The organism is Methylobacterium sp. WL12, from assembly GCF_008039475.1.
In the GTDB taxonomy this organism is placed as follows: Bacteria; Pseudomonadota; Alphaproteobacteria; order Rhizobiales; family Beijerinckiaceae; genus Methylobacterium; species Methylobacterium cerastii.
Genome location: NZ_VRUW01000005.1, coordinates 101,483 through 118,706, shown reverse-complemented (window position 1 = coordinate 118,706; position 17,224 = coordinate 101,483). Strand labels below are relative to the sequence as shown.

The following is a 17,224-nucleotide window of genomic DNA, read 5'->3' as shown; positions in this document are numbered from 1 at the left end:
CGCCAACGCGATCGAGACGCCCGCCCCGTGACGCCCGCCTCCGAAGCGCCGCCGGCGGCCGCGTCGCCGGGCGGCGCGGTCGCGCGCCTGGCGGGCGGCGTCATGCTCCTGCGCGGCTGGCGCCGGCTGGGCGCGAGCTTTCTCGCCGGCAGCTTCGGCGCCCTGGCGATGCCGCCCTTCGGGTTCCTGCCGGCGCTCGTCGTGTCGCTGGCCGTCGCGATCTGGCTGGTGGACGGGGCGGCCGGCTCGCGCAGCACGCGGCCCGCCCGGCTCTGGCCCTGCGCGCTGATCGGCTGGGCCTGGGGCTTCGGCTACCTGTTCGCTGGGCTGTGGTGGCTCGGTTCGGCCTTCCTCGTCGAGGCCGACGTCTTCCTGTGGGCGCTGCCGCTCGGCGTCCTCGGCCTGCCCCTGGCGCTCGGGCTGTTCTACGCGGCGGGCTTTGCCGTCGCCGGCCTGCTCTGGGTCCGCGGCCCGGGGCGCATCGCCGGCCTCGCCTTCGGGGTGGCCGGCGCCGAATGGGTGCGCGGGCACGTCTTCACCGGCTTCCCCTGGAACACGCTCGGCATGGCGGTCGGGCAGAACCTCTGGCTGATGCAGTCGGCCTCGCTCGTCGGACTCTACGGCCTGACGGTGCTCGCGATCCTCGTCTGCGCGGCGCCGGCGACGCTGGCCACCGGCTCGCATCCGCGCAGCCGCTTCGGCCCGAGCGCCGCCGCCGCGATCGTGCTGGCCGCGATGGCGCTCTACGGCGCCGAGCGCGTCGATCCCGAGGCCGACCCGGTCGTGGCGGGGGTGCGCCTGCGGCTGGTGCAGCCGAACCTGCCGCAGGACGCGAAGTTCCGCCCCGAGAACCGGCAGGACATCGTCGATCGCTACGTCGAGCTGACCCGGCGCCCGCCGGAGGACGGCGGCGCGGCGCCGACCCACATCCTCTGGCCGGAATCGGCGTTTCCGTTCCTGATCCAGCGCGACCCGGCCGCGATGGCGCAGGTCGGCGCCGGGCTGGCGCCGAGCCAGCACCTGATCACCGGCGCGGCCCGCGCCGAGGAGCCGCTGCCCGGCGAGCGCCTGCGCTACTTCAACGCGATCATGGCGATCGAGCCCGGCGGTCGCATCGTCGACAGCTACGACAAGGTCCACCTCGTGCCGTTCGGCGAGTACCTGCCGGCCCCCCTCGACGCGGCCTTGCGGGCTTTGGGCCTGCGCCAGTTCGTGGCGGTGCCGGGCGGCTTCTCCGCCGGCACGCTGGCCGGCCAGCGCATCCTCGACGTGCCCGGACTGCCGCCGGTGGCGGCGACGATCTGCTACGAAGCGATCTTCCCCGGCGCGATCCTGCCGGCGGGGGCCGCCGGCGCCGACCGGCCCCCGGGCTTGATCCTGAACGTCACCAACGACGCGTGGTTCGGCGACACGCCGGGCCCGCGCCAGCATCTGGCCCAGGCGCGCCTGCGCGCCGTCGAGGAGGGCCTGCCGCTGGTGCGCGACGCCAACACCGGGATCTCCGCGGTGATCGACGCGCACGGGCGCGTCGTCGCGCAGCTACCGATCGAGCAGGAGGCGGTGCTCGACGCCGACCTCCCCGTCCGCATCCTCGGCGGGACCCTCTACGGCCGGGTCGGCGACTGGCCCTTCGCGGCGATGCTCGCCGCCTGCCTCGCGGGCGCCCTCCGGGCCCGGCGGCTCGCGTGAGGCCGTCGCGGCCCGTCCCGCCCCTGCTGCTGACCTGCGGGCTGATGGCGGTGGCGTTCAACCTGCGTCCGGCCTTGAGCACCGTCGGGCCGCTGCTCTCGTCGATCCGCGAGGCGACGGGGCTCTCGGCGGCCGGCGCCGCGGTGCTGACCACGCTGCCCGTCCTCTGCCTCGGCCTCGCCTGCGCGCTGACGCCGCTCGTCCTGCGCCGGCTCGGCGCCGACCGCGGCGTGCTCCTCGGCATCGTCGTGGTCGCGGCCGGCCTGTCCCTGCGCGGTCTCGGCGGCTTCGCGTCGCTGTTTTCCGGCACGGCGGTCGCCGCCTTCGGCATCGGGCTCGCCAACGTGCTGCTGCCGGCGGTGGTCAAGCGCGACTTCCCCGGTCGCGCCGGGGCGATGACCGGGCTCTACACCATGACCCTCTGCCTCGGCGCCGCCGCCGGCGCCGGCTTCGCGGTGCCGATCGAGCAGGCGCTCGGCCGCGGCTGGCCGGCGGCGCTCGCCGTCTGGGCCGTGCCGGCCCTCGTCGCCGCCTTCGCCTGGGCGCCCTTGACCCGCGCCGTGCCGGAGCGCGCGGCGGCCGCCGCCCCGGGCTCGCTCCTGCGCGATCCGCTGGCCTGGCAGGTCACCGCCTTCATGGGCCTGCAATCCTCGCTGGCCTACGTGCTGTTCGGCTGGCTCCCGGCGATCCTGCAGGGGCGCGGGCTCTCGGCGCTGGATGCCGGGCTCGTCGCCTCGGTGGTGACCCTGCACCAGGCGCCGGGCGCGCTGGTGGTGGCGATGCTCGCCGCGCGCGTGCGCGACCAGCGCGGCTGGATCCTCGCGGTGCTGGCCGCGACGCTCTGCGGCTTCCTCGTCCTCGCCTTCGGCCCCGAAGCTCTGCGGTTCCCCGCATCCGGGCTGCTGGGCCTCGGCATCGGCGGCTGCTTCGGGCTCGGCCTCAGCCTCCTCGTCCTGCGCACCCGCGACGCCGCCTCGGCCGGCGCCCTCTCGGCGATGGCGCAGGGGATCGGCTACGTCTTCGCCTCCCTCGGCCCCCTCGGCTTCGGCCTCGCCCACGAGGCCACCGACGGCTGGGTCCTCCCCGCCGCCCTGTTCGCGACGATCATCGCCGCGGCGGGGCTCGCCGGCATGGGCGCCGGGCGCGACCGGGCGGTCGGCGGCACGGCCTGAAGGGCGGAGCGTGCGCGCCGCGGACTGATCCGCTCGATCGCGGTCGCAGCACGCGCCCTCCCCGCAGGCGGCCCTCCGCTGTTGCGCTGCGGCGACGGCGGCGCCTTGCGGAAAACGCCGTTAACCGACCGGTTACCATGACGACCTAGCGCCTTGCACCGAGTGCGGCGCGCTTCCGCGCCGACCGGGCGTGGACCATGACCGTCATCGAGCTGGCCCTGATCGGATGGGCCGCGGCGAAGCCGCATCTCGACCTCTTCGGAACCCTCGGGCTCCTCCTCGGCTTCATCGCCGGGATCATGCCGCATCGGCGCGGGATGCTCCTCGCCTCCGCCGGCTGCGCCGCCGCCTTCGGCCTGCACTACCTGCATCTCGGCGCGTTCACCGGCACGGCGATGTGCGCCATCGCCGTCCTGCAGAACTTCGTCTCGATGCGGGCGATCGGGCCCGAGGGCCGCGCCGCCTGGGTCGCCCCGCTCTTTGCCGCGACCACGCTGGTCACCGTCGGGATGACCCTGGCGACCTGGAGCGGCTGGCCGTCGGCCTGCGCCGGCCTCGGCGCCCTCCTGGCGACGGGCGCCCGCCTGCAGGGAGACCCGCAGGGCATGCGGCGCCTCTTCCTCGGCGCCAGCCTGTGCTGGGCCGTCCACAACGGCCTCGTCGGCTCGGTCTTCGGCCTGACCTGCGACCTGCTGACCGTGTCGGGGCTGACGCTCTCGCTCATTCGGCACCAGCGTCGCACGCCGCACGCGCTCTCCGCCACCTGAGGCCGGGCCGCCGACGCTCACGCCACGCGGATGTGGGTCGCCACCCGCGGCGGCTCCTCGGCACCGGTCGCCGCCTCCAGGATGCGCATGTCGAGGCGGCCCTCCGCGTCGCGGAACACGTCGTAGACCATCCGGTCGACCACGCTGTTGCCCTCACCGAAGATCAGCACCCGCGGCTTGTGGGCGATCACGTCCTCGACGTCGCCGTAGTTCGCCGAGGCGATGATGACCTCGTCGCCGACCTGACAGGTGCGGGCGGCGGCGCCGTTCAGGATGCAGCAGCGCGAGCCGGCGGGGCCGTACAGCACGTAGGTGCTGATCCGCGCCCCCGACATCTTGTTCCAGATCTCGACGAACTCGAGCGGGTCGAGCCCCGCCTCGCGGCACAGGTCGGCGTCCAGGGTGATCGAGCCGTGGTAGTTCAGGTCGGCGCCCGTCACGCGGATGCCGTGCAACTTGGCCCGAACGAAGCTCTGCATCGCGTTCCCCCGAGGCCGGGCGACGTCGGCCCGCCGAGAGCATGTTCCGTGATCTCCGGATCACGGAACATGCTCTCTCCTATTGTGTGGTCGCATTTTCTTCACGCGAGCCGGCATCCACCTCGCTTGAAAATACTTTCGTCTTCGGCCGCCCTCCGAGTCGGGGCGGCTTCTTCGTGCTTGATAGGGCGGCGCGGGACCGCGTGGCAATCGAGCCGGCGGTTGCCGCTGCGCTAGTCCTTCCGCCGCAGTCGGCTCGCGAAGAAGCCGTCGAGGCCGCCGCGCTGGCTCTCCGAACCTTCGAGGTGGGCCGGCAGGGTGCGCAGGTCGCCGTCGGCGTTGATCAGGGCGTCGAGGCCGCCGACCTCGTCCGGGCGAACCGGCACCCGCTCGAAGGCGGCGTTGCGCTTCAGGAAGGCGGCGACCTGGCGCTCGCCTTCCTCCTGCTCCAGCGAGCAGGTGCAGTAGACCAGGCGCCCGCCCGGCCGCACCAGGGTGGCGGCCTTGTCGAGGAGGCGCGCCTGGAGGAGGTGCAGGCGGATCAGGTCGGATTCCGTCTTGGTCCAGGCGACGTCCGGGTGACGGCGGATCGTGCCGGTGGCCGAGCACGGCGCGTCGAGCAGCACCGCGTCGAACGGCTCCGGCGGATCGAAGGCGAGCGCGTCGCCGACGACGACCTCCGCCGTCAGCCCGAGGCGGGCGAGGTTTTCGGACAGGCGCTCCAGGCGCGGGGCCGAACGGTCCAGGGCGGTCACCACGGCGCCCTGGCTCGCGATCTGGGCGGTCTTGCCGCCCGGTGCGGCGCAGAGGTCGGCGATGCGCTCGCCCGCGCGCGCGCCGAGGAGCCGCGCCGGGATCGCGGCGGCGGCGTCCTGCACCCACCACGCGCCCTCGGTGAAGCCGGGAAGCTCGGAGACCGGGACCCGCAGGTCGCCGAGCCGGAGCGAGCCGGTGGGCAGCGCCACCGCGCCGAGGCGCTCGGCCCAGTCGCCGGCCTCGCCCTTGAGCGTCAGGTCGATCGCGGCGCCGCCCAGGTGCGCGCGGGCGATGGCGGCGGCGGTCTCCGGCCCGTAGGCCGCGCGCCAGCGCGCGGCCAGCCAATCCGGGGTGTTAGCTTCGAGCGGATCGCCGGCCTCCGCCAGGATCGCCTCGCGCTCGCGCACGATCCGGCGCAGGACCGCGTTGACGAGGCCGGTCAGATGCCGCGCCTGCGGGTCGGCCTTGGCGAGCCGCACCGCGAGGTCGACCGCGGCGTGGTCGGGGACGGCGAGGTCGAGGATCTGCGCGGCGCCGGTGGCGAGCAGCGCGACGAGGCGCGGCTTGTCCTCGGGCAGGCCCTGCTCCATCCGCGCGGCGAGCGCCGCCTTCAGGAAGCCGAGCCGGCGGAAGGTGACCGTGGCGATGGCCCGCGCCAGCCCGGCGTCGGCGGCGTCGAGCCCCGCGACGCGGGCGCCTTGCGCCAGCGCATCCTCCAGGGCGAGGGCGCGGTTCTGTCCCAAAAGGTCGGCGACGACGGATTGCGCCACCCGGCGCGCGGCGAGGCCGGCCGCGTCCGCTGCGGATTCAGGTGTCGATTTCGGCCCCGGGCGCGGACCCTTGGTCGCGCCCGCCGCCCGCGCCGGCCCGGACGCGTTGCGCCCTCTGCCCATGGATGCCACTTCTCGAACGACCCTTCGTGCCGGCAACCCGCCGTCGGACCCCGATGCCCTCCCATTTGAGCGAGTCCGATGCAAGTTGAAACCAGCCCCGACGCCGCCGAAGCCGGTCCAGTCGAATCCGGCGGCGAGGCCGCCGCCCGTCCCCTCACCCCGGCGGCCGAGCGCGCCCTGGCGGAGGCGGCCGAGCGCCGCAGGGCGATCGACGCGCGGGCGGCGGCGGTCTCGGCGGCCCCCGAACGCCTCGGGCGCGGCGGGCTCGAACCGGTGCGCTACGACGACTGGGAGGTGAAGGGGCTCGCCGTCGACTTCTGATCGCAAGTTCCGACCAGACGGGGCCGTTGGTCGCGCGAAGCCGCCGGAACGACCGGGCGAGCCTGCTGTTGGGCTCGCGAAGCGCAGTGCGAGATGAGGCCCCCGATGATCACCAAGGTATCGAGCAAGGATGCGCCGAGCGGCGCCCACGGCGAGGTCGCGCTGGCGAAGGGCGAGCTGGTCGGCATGCGGATGTGGCGCGACGAGCCGCCGGCCGACGACAAGCCGAGCACCACGTCCGATTACGAGACCGTGGGCTACGTGATCTCGGGCCGGGCCAAGCTGGTGCTCGAGGACCGGACGGTCGCGCTCGAGCCAGGCGATTCCTACTGCGTGCCGGCCGGGACCGTGCACACCTACCACATCCTGGAGACCTTCACGGCGATCGAGGCGACGGCGCCGGCCGCCGCCTGATCTTACGGGGTTCTGGCGCCAATCCTCAGCGCGTCACGTAGACCGGGGTGCCGACCGAGACGCGGTCGTAGAGATCGACCACGTCCTGGTTGTACATCCGGATGCAGCCGTAGGAGGCCCAGGTGCCGACCGAGCTCGGGCGGTTGGTGCCGTGGATGGCGTATTCGCCGCCCGAGAGCGTCATCGCCGCGGCGCCCATCGGGTTGTGTGGCGAGCCGCCGGCGATCAGGTTCGGCAGGCGCGGGTTGTCGCGCTTGACCTCGCTCGGCGGCGACCAGGCCGGCTGCACGTACTTGCCGTCGATCGCCTTGGTGCCGAACCATTGCTTGCCGGGCTTCCCCACCGCGACGGGGTAGCGGATCGCCGTGCCGTCGCCGTTGACGAGGTAGAGCCGGCGCTGCGAGACGCTGATCACCACCGAGCCCGGCATCGCCCCGTCCGCGAACGGCACCACCTCGCGCGCCGCCACCGGCGTCGCCACGAGGCCGGCCAGCATCGCGCCGCCGAGGCCCGTGGACACGTATTTCCTGACCGACATCTGGGGACTTCCTTCGCAGAGCGTGACCGTTCGCTGCAGCAGTAATCCACGGCCAAGCTCTGCGTTCCAGCTCGTCCTTCGAGGACTGCGGGTTTGCTCACGCTCTTCGCGGAAGACGGTAAAAAGCGCTCGATGTCCTTTCGACAAAGGCGAACGTTCGTCGAAGGATTTGCTTTACCGCTCGAACAGACGCACCGCCGTCGCGTCCTGCGCCTGCCAGCCGTGGCGCACGAGCTCGGGGTCGGCGTGCTCCTCCACGGGGAGGCCGACGCAGAGGTAGGCGACGAGGTGCCAGCTTTCCGGCACGTCGAGCAGCGTCCCGATCCGGGCCGGCTCCAGGATCGAGACCCAGCCGGTGCCGAGGCCGCGGGCGCGCGCCGCGAGCCAGAAGGTCTGCACGGCGCCGACCACGGAGTAGCGCAGCATCTCCGGCATGGTCGCCCGGCCGAGGCCGTGGCCGGCCTCCGTCGCGTCGTCGCAGAAGACGGCGAGGTGCACCGGGGCCTCGCGCAGGCCCGCGAGCTTCAGGGCGCGGTAGCGCGCCTGGGTCTCGTCGTCGTAGCGCAGGGCCGCGTCGGCGTTGCAGCGCTCGAAGCTCGCGACCACGCCGGCGCGGCGGGCGGGGTCGGCGACGCGCACGAAGCGCCACGGCTGGCTGTTGCCGACCGACGGGCTGCGATGGGCCGCCGCCAGGCTCTCGCGCAGCAGGGCCTCGTCCACCGGGTCGGCGCGGAAGCGGCGCACGTCGCGGCGCCACGCGAACAGGTCGTCGAGCGCCTGCCGGAAGTCGTCGTCGAAGCGGGGCGGGCGGGCGTCGGTCATGGTCGGCCCGCCTCATAGCGGGTTTCGGCAGGGTTTGCGCGTTCCTGCTCAGCGCGCCGGGCGCGAACAAAAAAGGCCGCCCTTGCGGGCGGCCTGAAGTCCTTGGGTCTCGAAACCTCTGGGATGTCGCGTCGTGCGGTCCGGTGACGCCCGCGGGCTGGGGAGCTCGGGATGCGGACGACCGTCGGGGCACGACCCGACGAGGGTTCGGCCTTCGTTGTCGAGTCGCAACACGGCCCGGGAAAGGCGTGATCGGGGCGAAACCGCGGCATTTGTTTCTTGGGCGTGGCCTGTCCGCAACGAACGAATCGGTGAACGCGGCCTTGTCCGGGACCCTTGCGGGCCGGCCGCCCGAGGCCCATCCTCAACGATCGGTAGCAGGACCCACGGCGGAGGGACGATGAGCGAGCGCGCAAGCGGCGAGATCCGGACAGACGAGTCGACGGCCCGCGTGGTGCCCTTCCCCAGCCCGTCCACCGCCCCGCAGATCGCGTTCGACCGGCACGAGCTGCGCACGATCTTCAACCTCTACGGCCGCCGGGTCGCGGAGGGCGAATGGCGCGACTACGCTCTCGATTTCTGCCGGGACAAGGCGGTGTTCTCGATCTACCGCCGCACCTCCGAGATGCCGCTCTACCGGATCGAGAAGGACCCCAAGCTCGCCCGCCGCCAGGGCGCCTACGCCGTGGTCGCCGCCACCGGCGTGGTGCTCAAGCGCGGCGCCGACCTCGCCCGCGTGCTCGCGGTGCTGGAGAAGCCCCTGCGCGCGGTGTGAGCCCCAGCCCGATCCCTTTCCTTTTCGGGAGAGGAAGCCACCGCGCGCATGAAAAAGGCCCCGGCATTCCCGCCGGGGCCTTTTTCGTTCGTCCGGTTCGGAATTCGCTTAGCGGCGGTCGCCGAGGAGCGAGAGCAGGAACTGGAACATGTTGATGAAGTCGAGGTACAGCGTCAGCGCACCGTTCACCGACATCTTGGCGGCCGCCTCGCCGTCGAAGCCGCTGGAGAGATACATCTCCTTCAGCTTCTGGGTGTCGTAGGCGGTCAGCCCCGCGAAGATCAGCACGCCGAGCACCGAGACGGCGAACTGCAGCGCCGACGAGGCCAGGAAGATGTTGACGATCGAGGCGATCATGATGCCGATCAGGCCCATGATCAGGAACGAGCCCATGCCCGAGAGGCTGCGCTTCGTGGTGTAGCCGTAGAGGCTCAACGCGCCGAAGGTCGCCGAGGTGATGAAGAAGACCCGCACCACGCTGGCGCCGGTGAACACCAGCAGCAGCGTCGACATCGAGGCGCCCATCACCGCCGCGAAGGCGAAGAACATCGTCCGCGCCGACGAGGCCGACATCCGGTCCATCCGCATCGAGAAGACGAGGATGAAGGCGAGCGGCGCGAACATCAGGACCCACTTGAGCGGGCTGTTGTAGAGCGTCTGGCCGAACGGCGTCAGGGCGAGACGCCCGGTCGCGGTCGCGGTGGTGGCGGCCATGTTGAGGCCGAGCGCGACGAGGCCCGAGATGCCCAGGCCCACGACCATGTTGTTGTAGACGCCGAGCATGAAGGTCCGCAGGCCCTGATCGAACGCGACCTGGGTGCCGGCCTGCGACGGCGCCTGGGCGCCGTAGCGGAAGGGAGAGTTGTCGAATGCCATGGGAGTGACCTCGGAAGGCTCGCTCGTGCGTGGTGTTTGAGACGAGGCCCACGCAGGGGACCTCTGGCGCCGTCGAGCGCCTCGGGTTGGAATATGTTGCTTTCGGCCGCCCCGCACAAGAGCCCGGTAGAGCTTGGAAAAGCGCTTTTGGTGAATCCGCGGCTGTTAATTTTGTTCACGAAGTCTGGGATTAAAGTTCGGTCATACTTCGTCGCGCATCAGGATTGCCGCATCTTACGATTGTCGCAAGTACGGCGCCGGCTTCTGGCTGAGGATGCGCCAGGTGCCGGCGAGCCCCAGCACCACGGCGAGCACCACGGCGGCTGCCGCCGCCACCAGCGCCCCCGACAGGTCGAGGACGAAGTCGAGGCGCATCACCTTGGTGACGATCACCCAGCCGGCCAGCGTCCCGGCCAGCAGCCCGAACAACGCGGTGACGAGGCCGAGCGCGCCGTATTCGAGGCCGTAGGCGGTGAGCAGCCGTCCGCGGGTGGCGCCGAGCACCTTCAGCACCACGGCGTCGTAGAGCCGCGCCCGGTGCCCCGCGGCGATGGCGCCGGCCAGCACGAACAGGCTCGCCAGCACCGCCACCGCGCTCGCCCCGCGGATCGCCAGCACCAGCCGGCCGACGAGGTCGCCGACGGCGTCGAGGGCGTCCTTCACCCGCACGCTGGTGACGGAGGGGAACGTCTTGGCGACGTCGCGCAGGATGCGGTTCTCGATCGGTCCGTTCGTGCCGCCGGGCAGGGTCAGCGTCGCGAGGTCCGAGTGCGGCGCCCCGCGGAACGTGCCGGGGGAGAACACCATGACGAAGTTGATGCCGAGGTTGCGCCACTCGACCTTGCGCAGGTTGGCGATGGTGGCGGTGAGGTTCCGCCCGAGCACGTTGACGGTGACGCGGCTGCCGACCTTCAGGCCGAGGTTCCTGGCCAGCTCCGCCTCGAACGAGACCAGCGGGGTCTTGGCCTCCTCGGCCGTCCACCACTTGCCGGCGACGATGTTCGAGCCCTCGGGCACGTCCTCGGCGTAGGTGATGCCCCGGTCGCCGTCGAGCACCCAGGCGGCGTCCTCCGGCGGGCGGATCTTCTCGGCCGGCACGTCGTCCAGCGCCACGATGCGCCCGCGCATCATCGGCACCCGCTCGATCTTGGCGGCGGGCGCCTGGCGCGCGAGGAAGTCGCGGAAGGCGTTCGAGTCGGCCGCCGGGATGTCGAGGAAGAACAGGTTCGGCGCGCGTGCGGGCAGGGTCGCCGAGATCGTGCGGCGCACGTTCACGTCGATCAGGCTCAAGGTCACGAGGAGCGTCACGCCCAAGCCCAGCGACAGGACGATGGCCGGCGTCAGGGCGCCCGGGCGGTGGAGGTTGGCCAGCGCCATCCGCGGCGCGGTGCGCTTGGGATGCGGCAGCCGGCGGGCGAGCGCCATCACGCCGACCGCGACGAGGCGCAGCAGGCCGAAGGCGATGCCGGCGGCGGCGATGAAGATCAGGGCCACGCGCCGGTCGAAGGCGGTGCCGACGGCGAGACCGACCAGGGCGGCGAGCGCCAGCGCCAGGATCAGTCGGTAGCGCGGGCGGATGCGGGAGGCGGCCGGGTCGACGGTGTCGCGAAACAGCCCCGAGACCGGGACGTCGTGGGCGCGCCCGAGCGGCGTGATCGCGAAGGCCAGGGCGGTCAGGAGCCCATAGGCCGCCGCCTGAAGCAGTTCCAGCGGCGCCAGCGTCGGGTTCAGCGGCAGCGGCAGGCTGTCCCGGAACAGCGCGTCGAGGACGAACGGCAAGGCGGCGCCGACGACGAGGCCGATCGCCGTGCCGAGGCCGGCGATCAGCATCACCTGCGTCAGGTACAAGGCGACGACCTTCGAGCCCGGCGCGCCGACGCTCTTCAGGGTGGCGATCGAGGGGCGCTTGCGCTCGACGAAGGCGTTGACGGCGTTGGCGACGCCGACCCCGCCGACGATCAGCGCGGTGAGGCCGACCAGCGTCAGGAACTGGGTGAAGCGCTCGATGCTCTTGGAGAAGCGCGGGTCGGCGTTGGTGCGCGCCCGCATCTCCCAGCCGGCCTGTGGCGCCGCGGCGGCGATTCGCGCGGCGGCGGCGTCGAGGCCCGCGTCGTCGGCGCCCGGCAGGATCAGCCGGTAGCTCCAGCGGTTGAGGCTGCCCGGCTGGACGAGGCCGGTCCGCCGCAACGCGTCTTGCGTCACGATGAGCCGCGGCCCGAAGCCGATCCCCCCGGCGATCTTGTCCGGCTCGGAGACGATGGTCGCGCGGATGGCGAAGGGCCGGCCCGCGACGGTGAGCCTGTCGCCGACCTTGAGGTCGAGGCGGGTCAGGAGGGCGGGGTCGGCGAGCGCTCCGTCGATCCCGTCCCGCTCGGCGAGCAGGCCGGCGAGCGGCGCCTGCGGCTCGGTGACGAGCTCTCCAGCCGACGGGTAGCCGGAATCGACCGCCTTCAGCTCGACGAGCGCCGCGCCCTCCCCCGCCACCGCCATGGCGCGGAGCGAGGCGACCACGTCCACCCGCCCCTGCGCGTCGAGGGCCGCCCGCTCGGGTTCCGTCGCCTCGCGGTTGATCAGGCTGTAGCTCAGGTCGCCGCCGAGGATGCGCTTGCCCTCGCGCCCGAGGCCGTCCGACAGCGAGCGCGAGATCGAGGCGACGCCTGCGATCGCCGCGACGCCGAGCGCGATGCAGGCGAGGAACACCGCGAACCCGCCCAAGCCCCCGCGGAGCTCGCGGAGCGCGAGCCGTAGGGTGAGGGGAAGGCGCGAGGAGGGCGTCCGGTCCTGTCGGGAAAGGGTGCCGTGCATCAGGCCGCCACCGGCTCCTCGATCCGTCCCGAGCGCAGGCGCACGGTGCGGTCGCAGAGGCGGGCGAGCCCCGGATCGTGGGTGACGAGCACGAGCGTCGCGCCGCGGTCGCGCTTGAGCGCGAACAGCAACTCGACGATCTGGCGCCCGGTCGCCTCGTCGAGGTTGCCGGTGGGCTCGTCGGCCACCAGGATCGCCGGGTCGGGGGCGACGGCGCGGGCGATGGCGACGCGCTGCTGCTCGCCGCCCGAGAGCTGGGCCGGGTAGTGGTGCAGCCGGTGGCCGAGGCCGACGGCCTCGAGCTCCCGCTTGGCGCGGGCCTGCGCCTCGGGCTTGTCGGCCAGCTCCAGCGGCAGGGCGACGTTCTCCAGCGCCGTCATCGTCGGGACGAGGTGGAAGGCCTGGAACACGATGCCGATGCGCCGGCCGCGGAAGCGCGCGAGCGCGTCCTCGTCGAGGCGCCCGAGGTCGGTGTCCTCGATTCGGATCGCGCCGGAATCGGGCCGCTCCAGCCCCGCCATCACCATCAGCAGGGTCGACTTGCCCGAGCCCGACGGCCCGACGAGGCCGACCGCCTCGCCGCGGGCGACGTCGAGGGAGATCCCGCGCAGCACGTGGACGCGGGCGGCGCCCCGGCCGAGGCTGAGGTCGATGCCGGAAAGGGCGATGGCCGGCGTTCCGGATGCGGGCATTTCCGGCGAAGGCTTTTCGAGAGAAGGCTTGTCGTCGGTCACGGCTGAGCCGATCTGTGCGGGATGGCGAACATGCGGGACGGAGATCACGGTTGGCGGACGAACGTTCGGTGCGCTTCGGCACGACCCGTGCCGACCGAGGCTCGTGGAGCCGATATGGCGACCGCGACGGAACTACGCCATGACGGCCGGCGCAGGCCGATCCTGATGGCCCTCTTTGCCGCAGCGGGGCTGGTCCTGTCGATGGCCGGCGTCGCGCCCGCGAAAGCCGACCCGCCGCCCGGGCCGAAGCCGATCCGCCTGGTGGCGTTGGGCGACAGCCTCACCGCGGGCTACCGCCTGCCGGCGAGTTCCGCCTTCCCGGCGGTGCTGGAGCGGGCGCTCGCAGCGAAAGGCCGGACGGTGACGGTCGCCAACGCCGGCGTCTCGGGCGAGACCGCCACCAACGGCCTCGACCGGGTCGACTGGTCGGTCCCCGACGGCACCGACGGGGTGATCCTGGAACTCGGCGCCAACGACATGCTGCGCGGCACCGACCCGGCCGTGACGCGGAAGGCGCTGGAGGCGATCGTCGCGCGGCTGAAGGATCGCGGCATCCCGGTGCTGCTCGCCGGCATGCGCGCCTCGACCAACCTCGGACCCGACTACGTCGCGCGCTTCGACGCGATCTACCCCGACCTGGCCCAGAAATACGACCTCGTGCTGTACCCGTTCTTCATGGCCGGCATGGTCGGCGACCGGGCCTACACCCTCGACGACGGGCTCCACCCGAACGCCAAGGGCGTCGACGTGATCGTGGCCGGCATCCTGCCCTCGGTCGAGGCCTTCCTCGGGCGCCTCCCAGCCAAGGCGCCCTGAGATGCCGCGCCTATTCACGGCGCTCGCCCTCCCGCCGGAGATCGCCGCCGGGCTGGCGCCGTTCCGCGGCGGCCTGCCCGGCGCCCGCTGGATCGAGCCGGCGGATTACCACGTCACCCTGCGCTTCCTCGGCGACGTGCCGGTCGCCCTGGCCGAGGACGCGGTGGAGGCGCTCTCCGAGATGCGGGCGCGCCCGGCGATCGCGGTGGTGCTGGACGGCCTCTCGGTGTTCGGCGGCGACAAGCCGCGCGCGCTGCTGGCCAGCGTCGCGGCCAACCCCGACCTGATGGACCTCCAGGCCGAGCAGGAGCGCCTGATCCGAAGGGCCGGCGCCGAGCCGGAGCGGCGCAAGTTCGTGCCGCACGTGACGCTGGCGCGCCTGCGCCGCGAGGCCACGCCCGAGGCGGTGGCGATGGCCCTGTCGCAGGCGCCGATCTTCACGCCCCTGCGCTTTTCCGCGACGGAGGTGGTGCTGTACTCGGCGCGCGACTCGACCGGCGGCGGGCCGTACGTCGCGGAAGCCGCGTTTCCGTTCGCCTGAAGGGGCCTACAACCGCCGCAGCGCCACGCTCTCGATGCGGTGGCTCGCGCCCTTGGCCAGGATCAGGCTGGCGCGCTGGCGGGTCGGCAGGATGTTGTCGCGCAGATTCGGCAGGTTGATCGTCGACCACAGCCGGTCGGCGATGGCGAGCGCCTCGGCCTCCGGCACCTCGGCGTATTTGCGGAAGTACGAGCGGGGGTCGCGGAACGCGGTCTGGCGCAGGCGCATGAAGCGCATCACGTACCAGCGGTGCAGGTCGTCCTCGTGCCCGTCGAGGTAGATCGAGAAGTCGAAGAAGTCGGAGACGAACGGGATCGCGGTGCCGTCGCGCGGCAGGCGCGCGGGCTGCAACACGTTCAGGCCCTCGACGATCAGGATGTCGGGGCTCTCCACCACCCGCTCCTCGCCGGCCACCCGGTCGTAGACGAGGTGGGAGTAGAGCGGCGCGGTCACGCGCTTCCGGCCCGATTTCACGTCGTGCAGGAACTGCAGCAGGGCGGCGGTGTCGTAGCTTTCCGGGAAGCCCTTCCGGTCCATGATGCCCTGCGCGGCGAGCTCGGCGTTCGGCAGAAGGAACCCGTCGGTTGTGACGAGGTCGACCTTCGGGGTGTTCGGCCAGCGCGCGAGCAGCGCGGTGAGCACGCGGGCCGTGGTCGACTTGCCCACCGCCACGGAGCCGGCGAGCCCGATAATGTAGGGCGCCTTGGTCTCGCGCTCGGCCATCAGGAAGCGCTGGGTCGCCTTGAACAGCCCCTGGCTCGCCGCGACGTAGAGCGAGAGCAGCCGCGACAGCGGCAGGTAGATCGCGACCACCTCCTCCAGCGAGATCGGGTCGTTCAGCGATTGCAGGCGCTCCACGTCCTCCTGCGTCAGGGTGAGCGGCGTGTCGGCGCGCAGCTGCGCCCAGGATTCGCGGCTGAACAGGCGATAGGGCGAGATCCGCTCGGGCCCGTCGCCCGTGACCGGGTTCTGCCCCGTCACCGGATTCTGGCCGGGGGCGAGCGCGGCCGCCTTCATGCCGGCGGCCTCGACGCCTTCTCGGCGATGCCGCTCTGTGCGGTGCGGCGTTCCAGCTCCGCCATCACCGCCGACAACTCGACGCCCCCGGCGCGCAGCAGCACGACGAGGTGGTAGAGCACGTCCGCCGCCTCGTTGGTCAGGCCGGCCTTGTCCCCCTGCACCGCGGCGATGGCGGCCTCCACCGCCTCCTCGCCGAGCTTCTTGGCGGCCTTGGCCGGGCCGCCGGCGAGCAGCTTGGCCGTGTAGGACTGGTCGGGCGCGGTGCCGGCGCGGCTCGCCACGAGGCGTGCGAGGTCGTCGAGGGTGTAGGCGGACATACAAGACCCGTGCGGCAGGGTTCGAAGGCGACGATGCCGTCGCCGGAACCTGCGTCAACGGCGGGCGCCGGGCAAGCCGGGAGCCGACGCAGGAGCGCGTCGCCACCCGCATTTCCGCGACGGCCGGCCGGAATTGTCGGAAAAATGGTTCCGGATCGTGCCATGCCCAGGCCCTGCTATGGGAATGGGTTCACCGCATGGGACCGGGTCAGGCGTCCAGCCGCATGGCGAGGCCGGCCGCCGCCATGTGCGCCTTGGCCTCGGCGACGCTGTGCTGCCCGAAATGGAAGATCGAGGCCGCCAGCACCGCGCTGGCATGGCCCTCGGCGACGCCGGCCACGAGGTCGTCGAGCCCGCCGACGCCGCCCGAGGCGATCACCGGCACGGTCACCGCGTCGGCGATGGCGCGGATCAGCGCGAGGTCGTAGCCCGAGCGCGTCCCGTCCCGGTCCATCGAGGTGACGAGCAGCTCGCCCGCCCCCTTGGCCGCCACCGTGCGGGCGAAGGCGATCGCGTCGAGGCCGGTGGGGGTGCGGCCGCCATGGGTGAAGATCTGCCACGCGTCCGGCTCGCCCGGCGCCGAGGTGCGCTTGGCGTCGATCGCCACCACGACGCATTGCGCGCCGAACTTCTCCGCGGCCCGCGCCACGAGGTCGGGGTCGTTCACGGCCGCCGTGTTGATCGCGACCTTGTCGGCGCCGGCGAGCAGCAGCGCGCGCACGTCCGCCACCGCCCGCACGCCGCCGCCGACGGTGAGCGGCATGAAGCAGGCCTCCGCCGTGCGGCTCACCACGTCGAGCAGGGTGCCGCGCGCCTCGTGGCTCGCGGTGATGTCGAGGAAGCAGAGCTCGTCGGCGCCGGCCGCGTCGTAGGCCTTGGCCGCCTCCACCGGATCGCCCGCGTCGCGCAGCTCGAGGAACTTCACGCCCTTGACGACGCGGCCGTCCTTGACGTCGAGGCAGGGGATGATGCGGGTCTTGAGCACGGGGGCGGCCCTTCAGGCGGTCGTGTCGTCGGGGTCGATCGCGAAGGGGCGCGTCAGCATCTCGTCGCGGGTGTAGGGGCAGGTCTCGGGGAAGGTCGCGAGGGGCAGCCGGGTCTCCCGCGCCGCCTTCAACCGGGCCGTGTCGTAGGCGCGTTCGAGCGCCTCGTCCAACCGGCTCTTGAGGCCGGGGTTGTCCTTCAGCACGAAGGATGCCTCCTTGCGCTGCTCCTTGATCGACAGCGTCCAGGACCGCGTTCGGCGCGCCGGCTGATGATCGAACTTCATCATGTGCAGGAGGAGGACGCGCCACGCGCTGACGAGGCTGTTGAACTCGCTCTTGCCCAAGCTCTCGATCTCCTCGGCGAGGTTTTCCAGATCGAGGGCGGTCAGGTCGCCGGCCCGGAGGCGCGCGCTCTGCTCCTGCGTCCAGGTGTAGAAGTCGTCCGCGTAGGCCGTTCCGGCCTCCGCCGGTCGCGCCGCCTTCGCCAAAGCCGTCATCGCAGC

General features: G+C 72.6%; 19 protein-coding genes. 8 read left to right on the top strand and 11 right to left on the bottom strand.

Features of this window, described 5'->3' with window-relative positions; all coding sequences use genetic code 11:
- The first annotated feature begins 102 nt into the window (after positions 1-102).
- The 3 genes from lnt to FV226_RS03985 all read left to right on the top strand — a co-directional run bounded on the left by lnt (position 103) and on the right by FV226_RS03985 (position 3,628).
- Complete coding sequence (lnt, locus tag FV226_RS03995; RefSeq protein ID WP_147761901.1) at positions 103-1,689, top strand: apolipoprotein N-acyltransferase; 1,587 nt, start codon at positions 103-105, stop codon at positions 1,687-1,689.
- Positions 1,686-2,861, top strand: coding sequence for an MFS transporter (locus tag FV226_RS03990; protein ID WP_246691484.1), 1,176 nt, complete (start codon positions 1,686-1,688; stop codon positions 2,859-2,861). The genes lnt and FV226_RS03990 overlap by 4 nt, the downstream gene beginning before the upstream one ends.
- 197 nt (positions 2,862-3,058) lie before the next feature.
- Positions 3,059-3,628, top strand: a complete 570-nt coding sequence (locus FV226_RS03985) for a YgjV family protein (protein WP_147754664.1) — start codon at positions 3,059-3,061, stop codon at positions 3,626-3,628.
- Positions 3,629-3,645: 17 nt separating this feature from the next.
- Here FV226_RS03985 and panD read toward each other — a convergent pair whose 3' ends face one another.
- Both panD and FV226_RS03975 read right to left on the bottom strand, forming a co-directional pair.
- Complete coding sequence (gene panD / locus FV226_RS03980; RefSeq protein WP_147754665.1) at positions 3,646-4,107, bottom strand: aspartate 1-decarboxylase; 462 nt, start codon at positions 4,105-4,107, stop codon at positions 3,646-3,648.
- Between the two features lie 233 nt (positions 4,108-4,340).
- The gene (locus FV226_RS03975; protein ID WP_147761888.1) at positions 4,341-5,756 is read right to left on the bottom strand and encodes an RsmB/NOP family class I SAM-dependent RNA methyltransferase; all 1,416 of its coding nucleotides are present in this window, start codon (positions 5,754-5,756) and stop codon (positions 4,341-4,343) included.
- Positions 5,757-5,834: 78 nt separating this feature from the next.
- On the opposite strand from FV226_RS03975, the gene FV226_RS03970 reads away from it, so the two are divergent.
- Positions 5,835-6,077, top strand: coding sequence for a DUF1674 domain-containing protein (locus FV226_RS03970; protein ID WP_147761887.1), 243 nt, complete (start codon positions 5,835-5,837; stop codon positions 6,075-6,077).
- Positions 6,078-6,182: 105 nt separating this feature from the next.
- Positions 6,183-6,491 (top strand): cupin domain-containing protein, encoded by a 309-nt coding sequence (locus tag FV226_RS03965; protein ID WP_147761886.1) that lies wholly within the window; start codon positions 6,183-6,185, stop codon positions 6,489-6,491.
- Between the two features lie 25 nt (positions 6,492-6,516).
- On the opposite strand, the gene FV226_RS03960 is transcribed toward FV226_RS03965, so the two are convergent.
- Together FV226_RS03960 and bluB are read right to left on the bottom strand one after the other, a co-directional pair.
- On the bottom strand, positions 6,517-7,029 hold the full coding sequence (locus FV226_RS03960; RefSeq protein WP_147750573.1) for a L,D-transpeptidase: 513 nt from the start codon (positions 7,027-7,029) through the stop codon (positions 6,517-6,519).
- A gap of 174 nt (positions 7,030-7,203) precedes the next feature.
- Complete coding sequence (gene bluB, locus FV226_RS03955; protein WP_147761885.1) at positions 7,204-7,851, bottom strand: 5,6-dimethylbenzimidazole synthase; 648 nt, start codon at positions 7,849-7,851, stop codon at positions 7,204-7,206.
- Positions 7,852-8,251: 400 nt separating this feature from the next.
- Here bluB and FV226_RS03950 point away from each other — a divergent pair, with 400 nt between their 5' ends.
- Positions 8,252-8,626, top strand: a complete 375-nt coding sequence (locus FV226_RS03950; protein WP_147761884.1) for a DUF2794 domain-containing protein — start codon at positions 8,252-8,254, stop codon at positions 8,624-8,626.
- A gap of 108 nt (positions 8,627-8,734) precedes the next feature.
- Here the strand turns inward: FV226_RS03950 and FV226_RS03945 are convergent, their stop codons facing one another.
- The 3 genes from FV226_RS03945 to FV226_RS03935 form a co-directional block, all read right to left on the bottom strand.
- On the bottom strand, positions 8,735-9,502 hold the full coding sequence (locus tag FV226_RS03945) for a Bax inhibitor-1/YccA family protein (protein ID WP_147750570.1): 768 nt from the start codon (positions 9,500-9,502) through the stop codon (positions 8,735-8,737).
- A 234-nt stretch (positions 9,503-9,736) separates the two neighbouring features.
- On the bottom strand, positions 9,737-12,307 hold the full coding sequence (locus tag FV226_RS03940; RefSeq protein WP_147761883.1) for an FtsX-like permease family protein: 2,571 nt from the start codon (positions 12,305-12,307) through the stop codon (positions 9,737-9,739).
- The gene (locus tag FV226_RS03935) at positions 12,307-12,999 is read right to left on the bottom strand and encodes an ABC transporter ATP-binding protein (protein ID WP_147750582.1); all 693 of its coding nucleotides are present in this window, start codon (positions 12,997-12,999) and stop codon (positions 12,307-12,309) included. The genes FV226_RS03940 and FV226_RS03935 overlap by 1 nt, the downstream gene beginning before the upstream one ends.
- Before the next feature lie 207 nt (positions 13,000-13,206).
- On the opposite strand from FV226_RS03935, the gene FV226_RS03930 reads away from it, so the two are divergent.
- Complete coding sequence (locus tag FV226_RS03930) at positions 13,207-13,857, top strand: arylesterase (protein ID WP_147750568.1); 651 nt, start codon at positions 13,207-13,209, stop codon at positions 13,855-13,857.
- 1 nt (position 13,858) lies between these two features.
- Positions 13,859-14,398 (top strand): RNA 2',3'-cyclic phosphodiesterase, encoded by a 540-nt coding sequence (gene thpR, locus FV226_RS03925; RefSeq protein WP_147761882.1) that lies wholly within the window; start codon positions 13,859-13,861, stop codon positions 14,396-14,398.
- Between the two features lie 6 nt (positions 14,399-14,404).
- Here the strand turns inward: thpR and coaA are convergent, their stop codons facing one another.
- The 4 genes from coaA to FV226_RS03905 form a co-directional block, all read right to left on the bottom strand.
- Positions 14,405-15,415, bottom strand: a complete 1,011-nt coding sequence (gene coaA / locus FV226_RS03920; protein WP_147750566.1) for a type I pantothenate kinase — start codon at positions 15,413-15,415, stop codon at positions 14,405-14,407.
- Entirely contained in the window at positions 15,412-15,735 is a 324-nt protein-coding gene (locus tag FV226_RS03915) for a phosphoribosyl-ATP diphosphatase (RefSeq protein ID WP_147750565.1), read from the bottom strand. Before FV226_RS03915 ends, coaA begins: the two co-directional genes overlap by 4 nt.
- A gap of 208 nt (positions 15,736-15,943) precedes the next feature.
- A complete protein-coding gene (hisF, locus tag FV226_RS03910; protein WP_147761881.1) occupies positions 15,944-16,720 on the bottom strand; it encodes an imidazole glycerol phosphate synthase subunit HisF in 777 nt (258 codons plus the stop codon).
- Positions 16,721-16,732: 12 nt separating this feature from the next.
- On the bottom strand, positions 16,733-17,218 hold the full coding sequence (locus FV226_RS03905; protein WP_147761880.1) for a DUF29 domain-containing protein: 486 nt from the start codon (positions 17,216-17,218) through the stop codon (positions 16,733-16,735).
- Positions 17,219-17,224 lie beyond the last annotated feature (6 nt).

What these genes read in the sequence shown, in the direction of transcription:
- lnt (WP_147761901.1), top strand. Translation starts at nt 103, where the DNA reads ATGCTCCTGCGCGGCTGGCGCCGGCTGGGCGCGAGCTTTCTCGCCGGC.
- FV226_RS03985 (WP_147754664.1), top strand. Translation starts at nt 3,059, where the DNA reads ATGACCGTCATCGAGCTGGCCCTGATCGGATGGGCCGCGGCGAAGCCG.
- panD (WP_147754665.1), bottom strand. Translation starts at nt 4,107, where the DNA reads ATGCAGAGCTTCGTTCGGGCCAAGTTGCACGGCATCCGCGTGACGGGC.
- FV226_RS03975 (WP_147761888.1), bottom strand. Translation starts at nt 5,756, where the DNA reads ATGGGCAGAGGGCGCAACGCGTCCGGGCCGGCGCGGGCGGCGGGCGCG.
- FV226_RS03970 (WP_147761887.1), top strand. Translation starts at nt 5,835, where the DNA reads ATGCAAGTTGAAACCAGCCCCGACGCCGCCGAAGCCGGTCCAGTCGAA.
- FV226_RS03965 (WP_147761886.1), top strand. Translation starts at nt 6,183, where the DNA reads ATGATCACCAAGGTATCGAGCAAGGATGCGCCGAGCGGCGCCCACGGC.
- FV226_RS03960 (WP_147750573.1), bottom strand. Translation starts at nt 7,029, where the DNA reads ATGTCGGTCAGGAAATACGTGTCCACGGGCCTCGGCGGCGCGATGCTG.
- bluB (WP_147761885.1), bottom strand. Translation starts at nt 7,851, where the DNA reads ATGACCGACGCCCGCCCGCCCCGCTTCGACGACGACTTCCGGCAGGCG.
- FV226_RS03950 (WP_147761884.1), top strand. Translation starts at nt 8,252, where the DNA reads ATGAGCGAGCGCGCAAGCGGCGAGATCCGGACAGACGAGTCGACGGCC.
- FV226_RS03945 (WP_147750570.1), bottom strand. Translation starts at nt 9,502, where the DNA reads ATGGCATTCGACAACTCTCCCTTCCGCTACGGCGCCCAGGCGCCGTCG.
- FV226_RS03940 (WP_147761883.1), bottom strand. Translation starts at nt 12,307, where the DNA reads ATGCACGGCACCCTTTCCCGACAGGACCGGACGCCCTCCTCGCGCCTT.
- FV226_RS03935 (WP_147750582.1), bottom strand. Translation starts at nt 12,999, where the DNA reads ATGCCCGCATCCGGAACGCCGGCCATCGCCCTTTCCGGCATCGACCTC.
- FV226_RS03930 (WP_147750568.1), top strand. Translation starts at nt 13,207, where the DNA reads ATGGCCCTCTTTGCCGCAGCGGGGCTGGTCCTGTCGATGGCCGGCGTC.
- thpR (WP_147761882.1), top strand. Translation starts at nt 13,859, where the DNA reads ATGCCGCGCCTATTCACGGCGCTCGCCCTCCCGCCGGAGATCGCCGCC.
- coaA (WP_147750566.1), bottom strand. Translation starts at nt 15,415, where the DNA reads ATGAAGGCGGCCGCGCTCGCCCCCGGCCAGAATCCGGTGACGGGGCAG.
- FV226_RS03915 (WP_147750565.1), bottom strand. Translation starts at nt 15,735, where the DNA reads ATGTCCGCCTACACCCTCGACGACCTCGCACGCCTCGTGGCGAGCCGC.
- FV226_RS03905 (WP_147761880.1), bottom strand. Translation starts at nt 17,218, where the DNA reads ATGACGGCTTTGGCGAAGGCGGCGCGACCGGCGGAGGCCGGAACGGCC.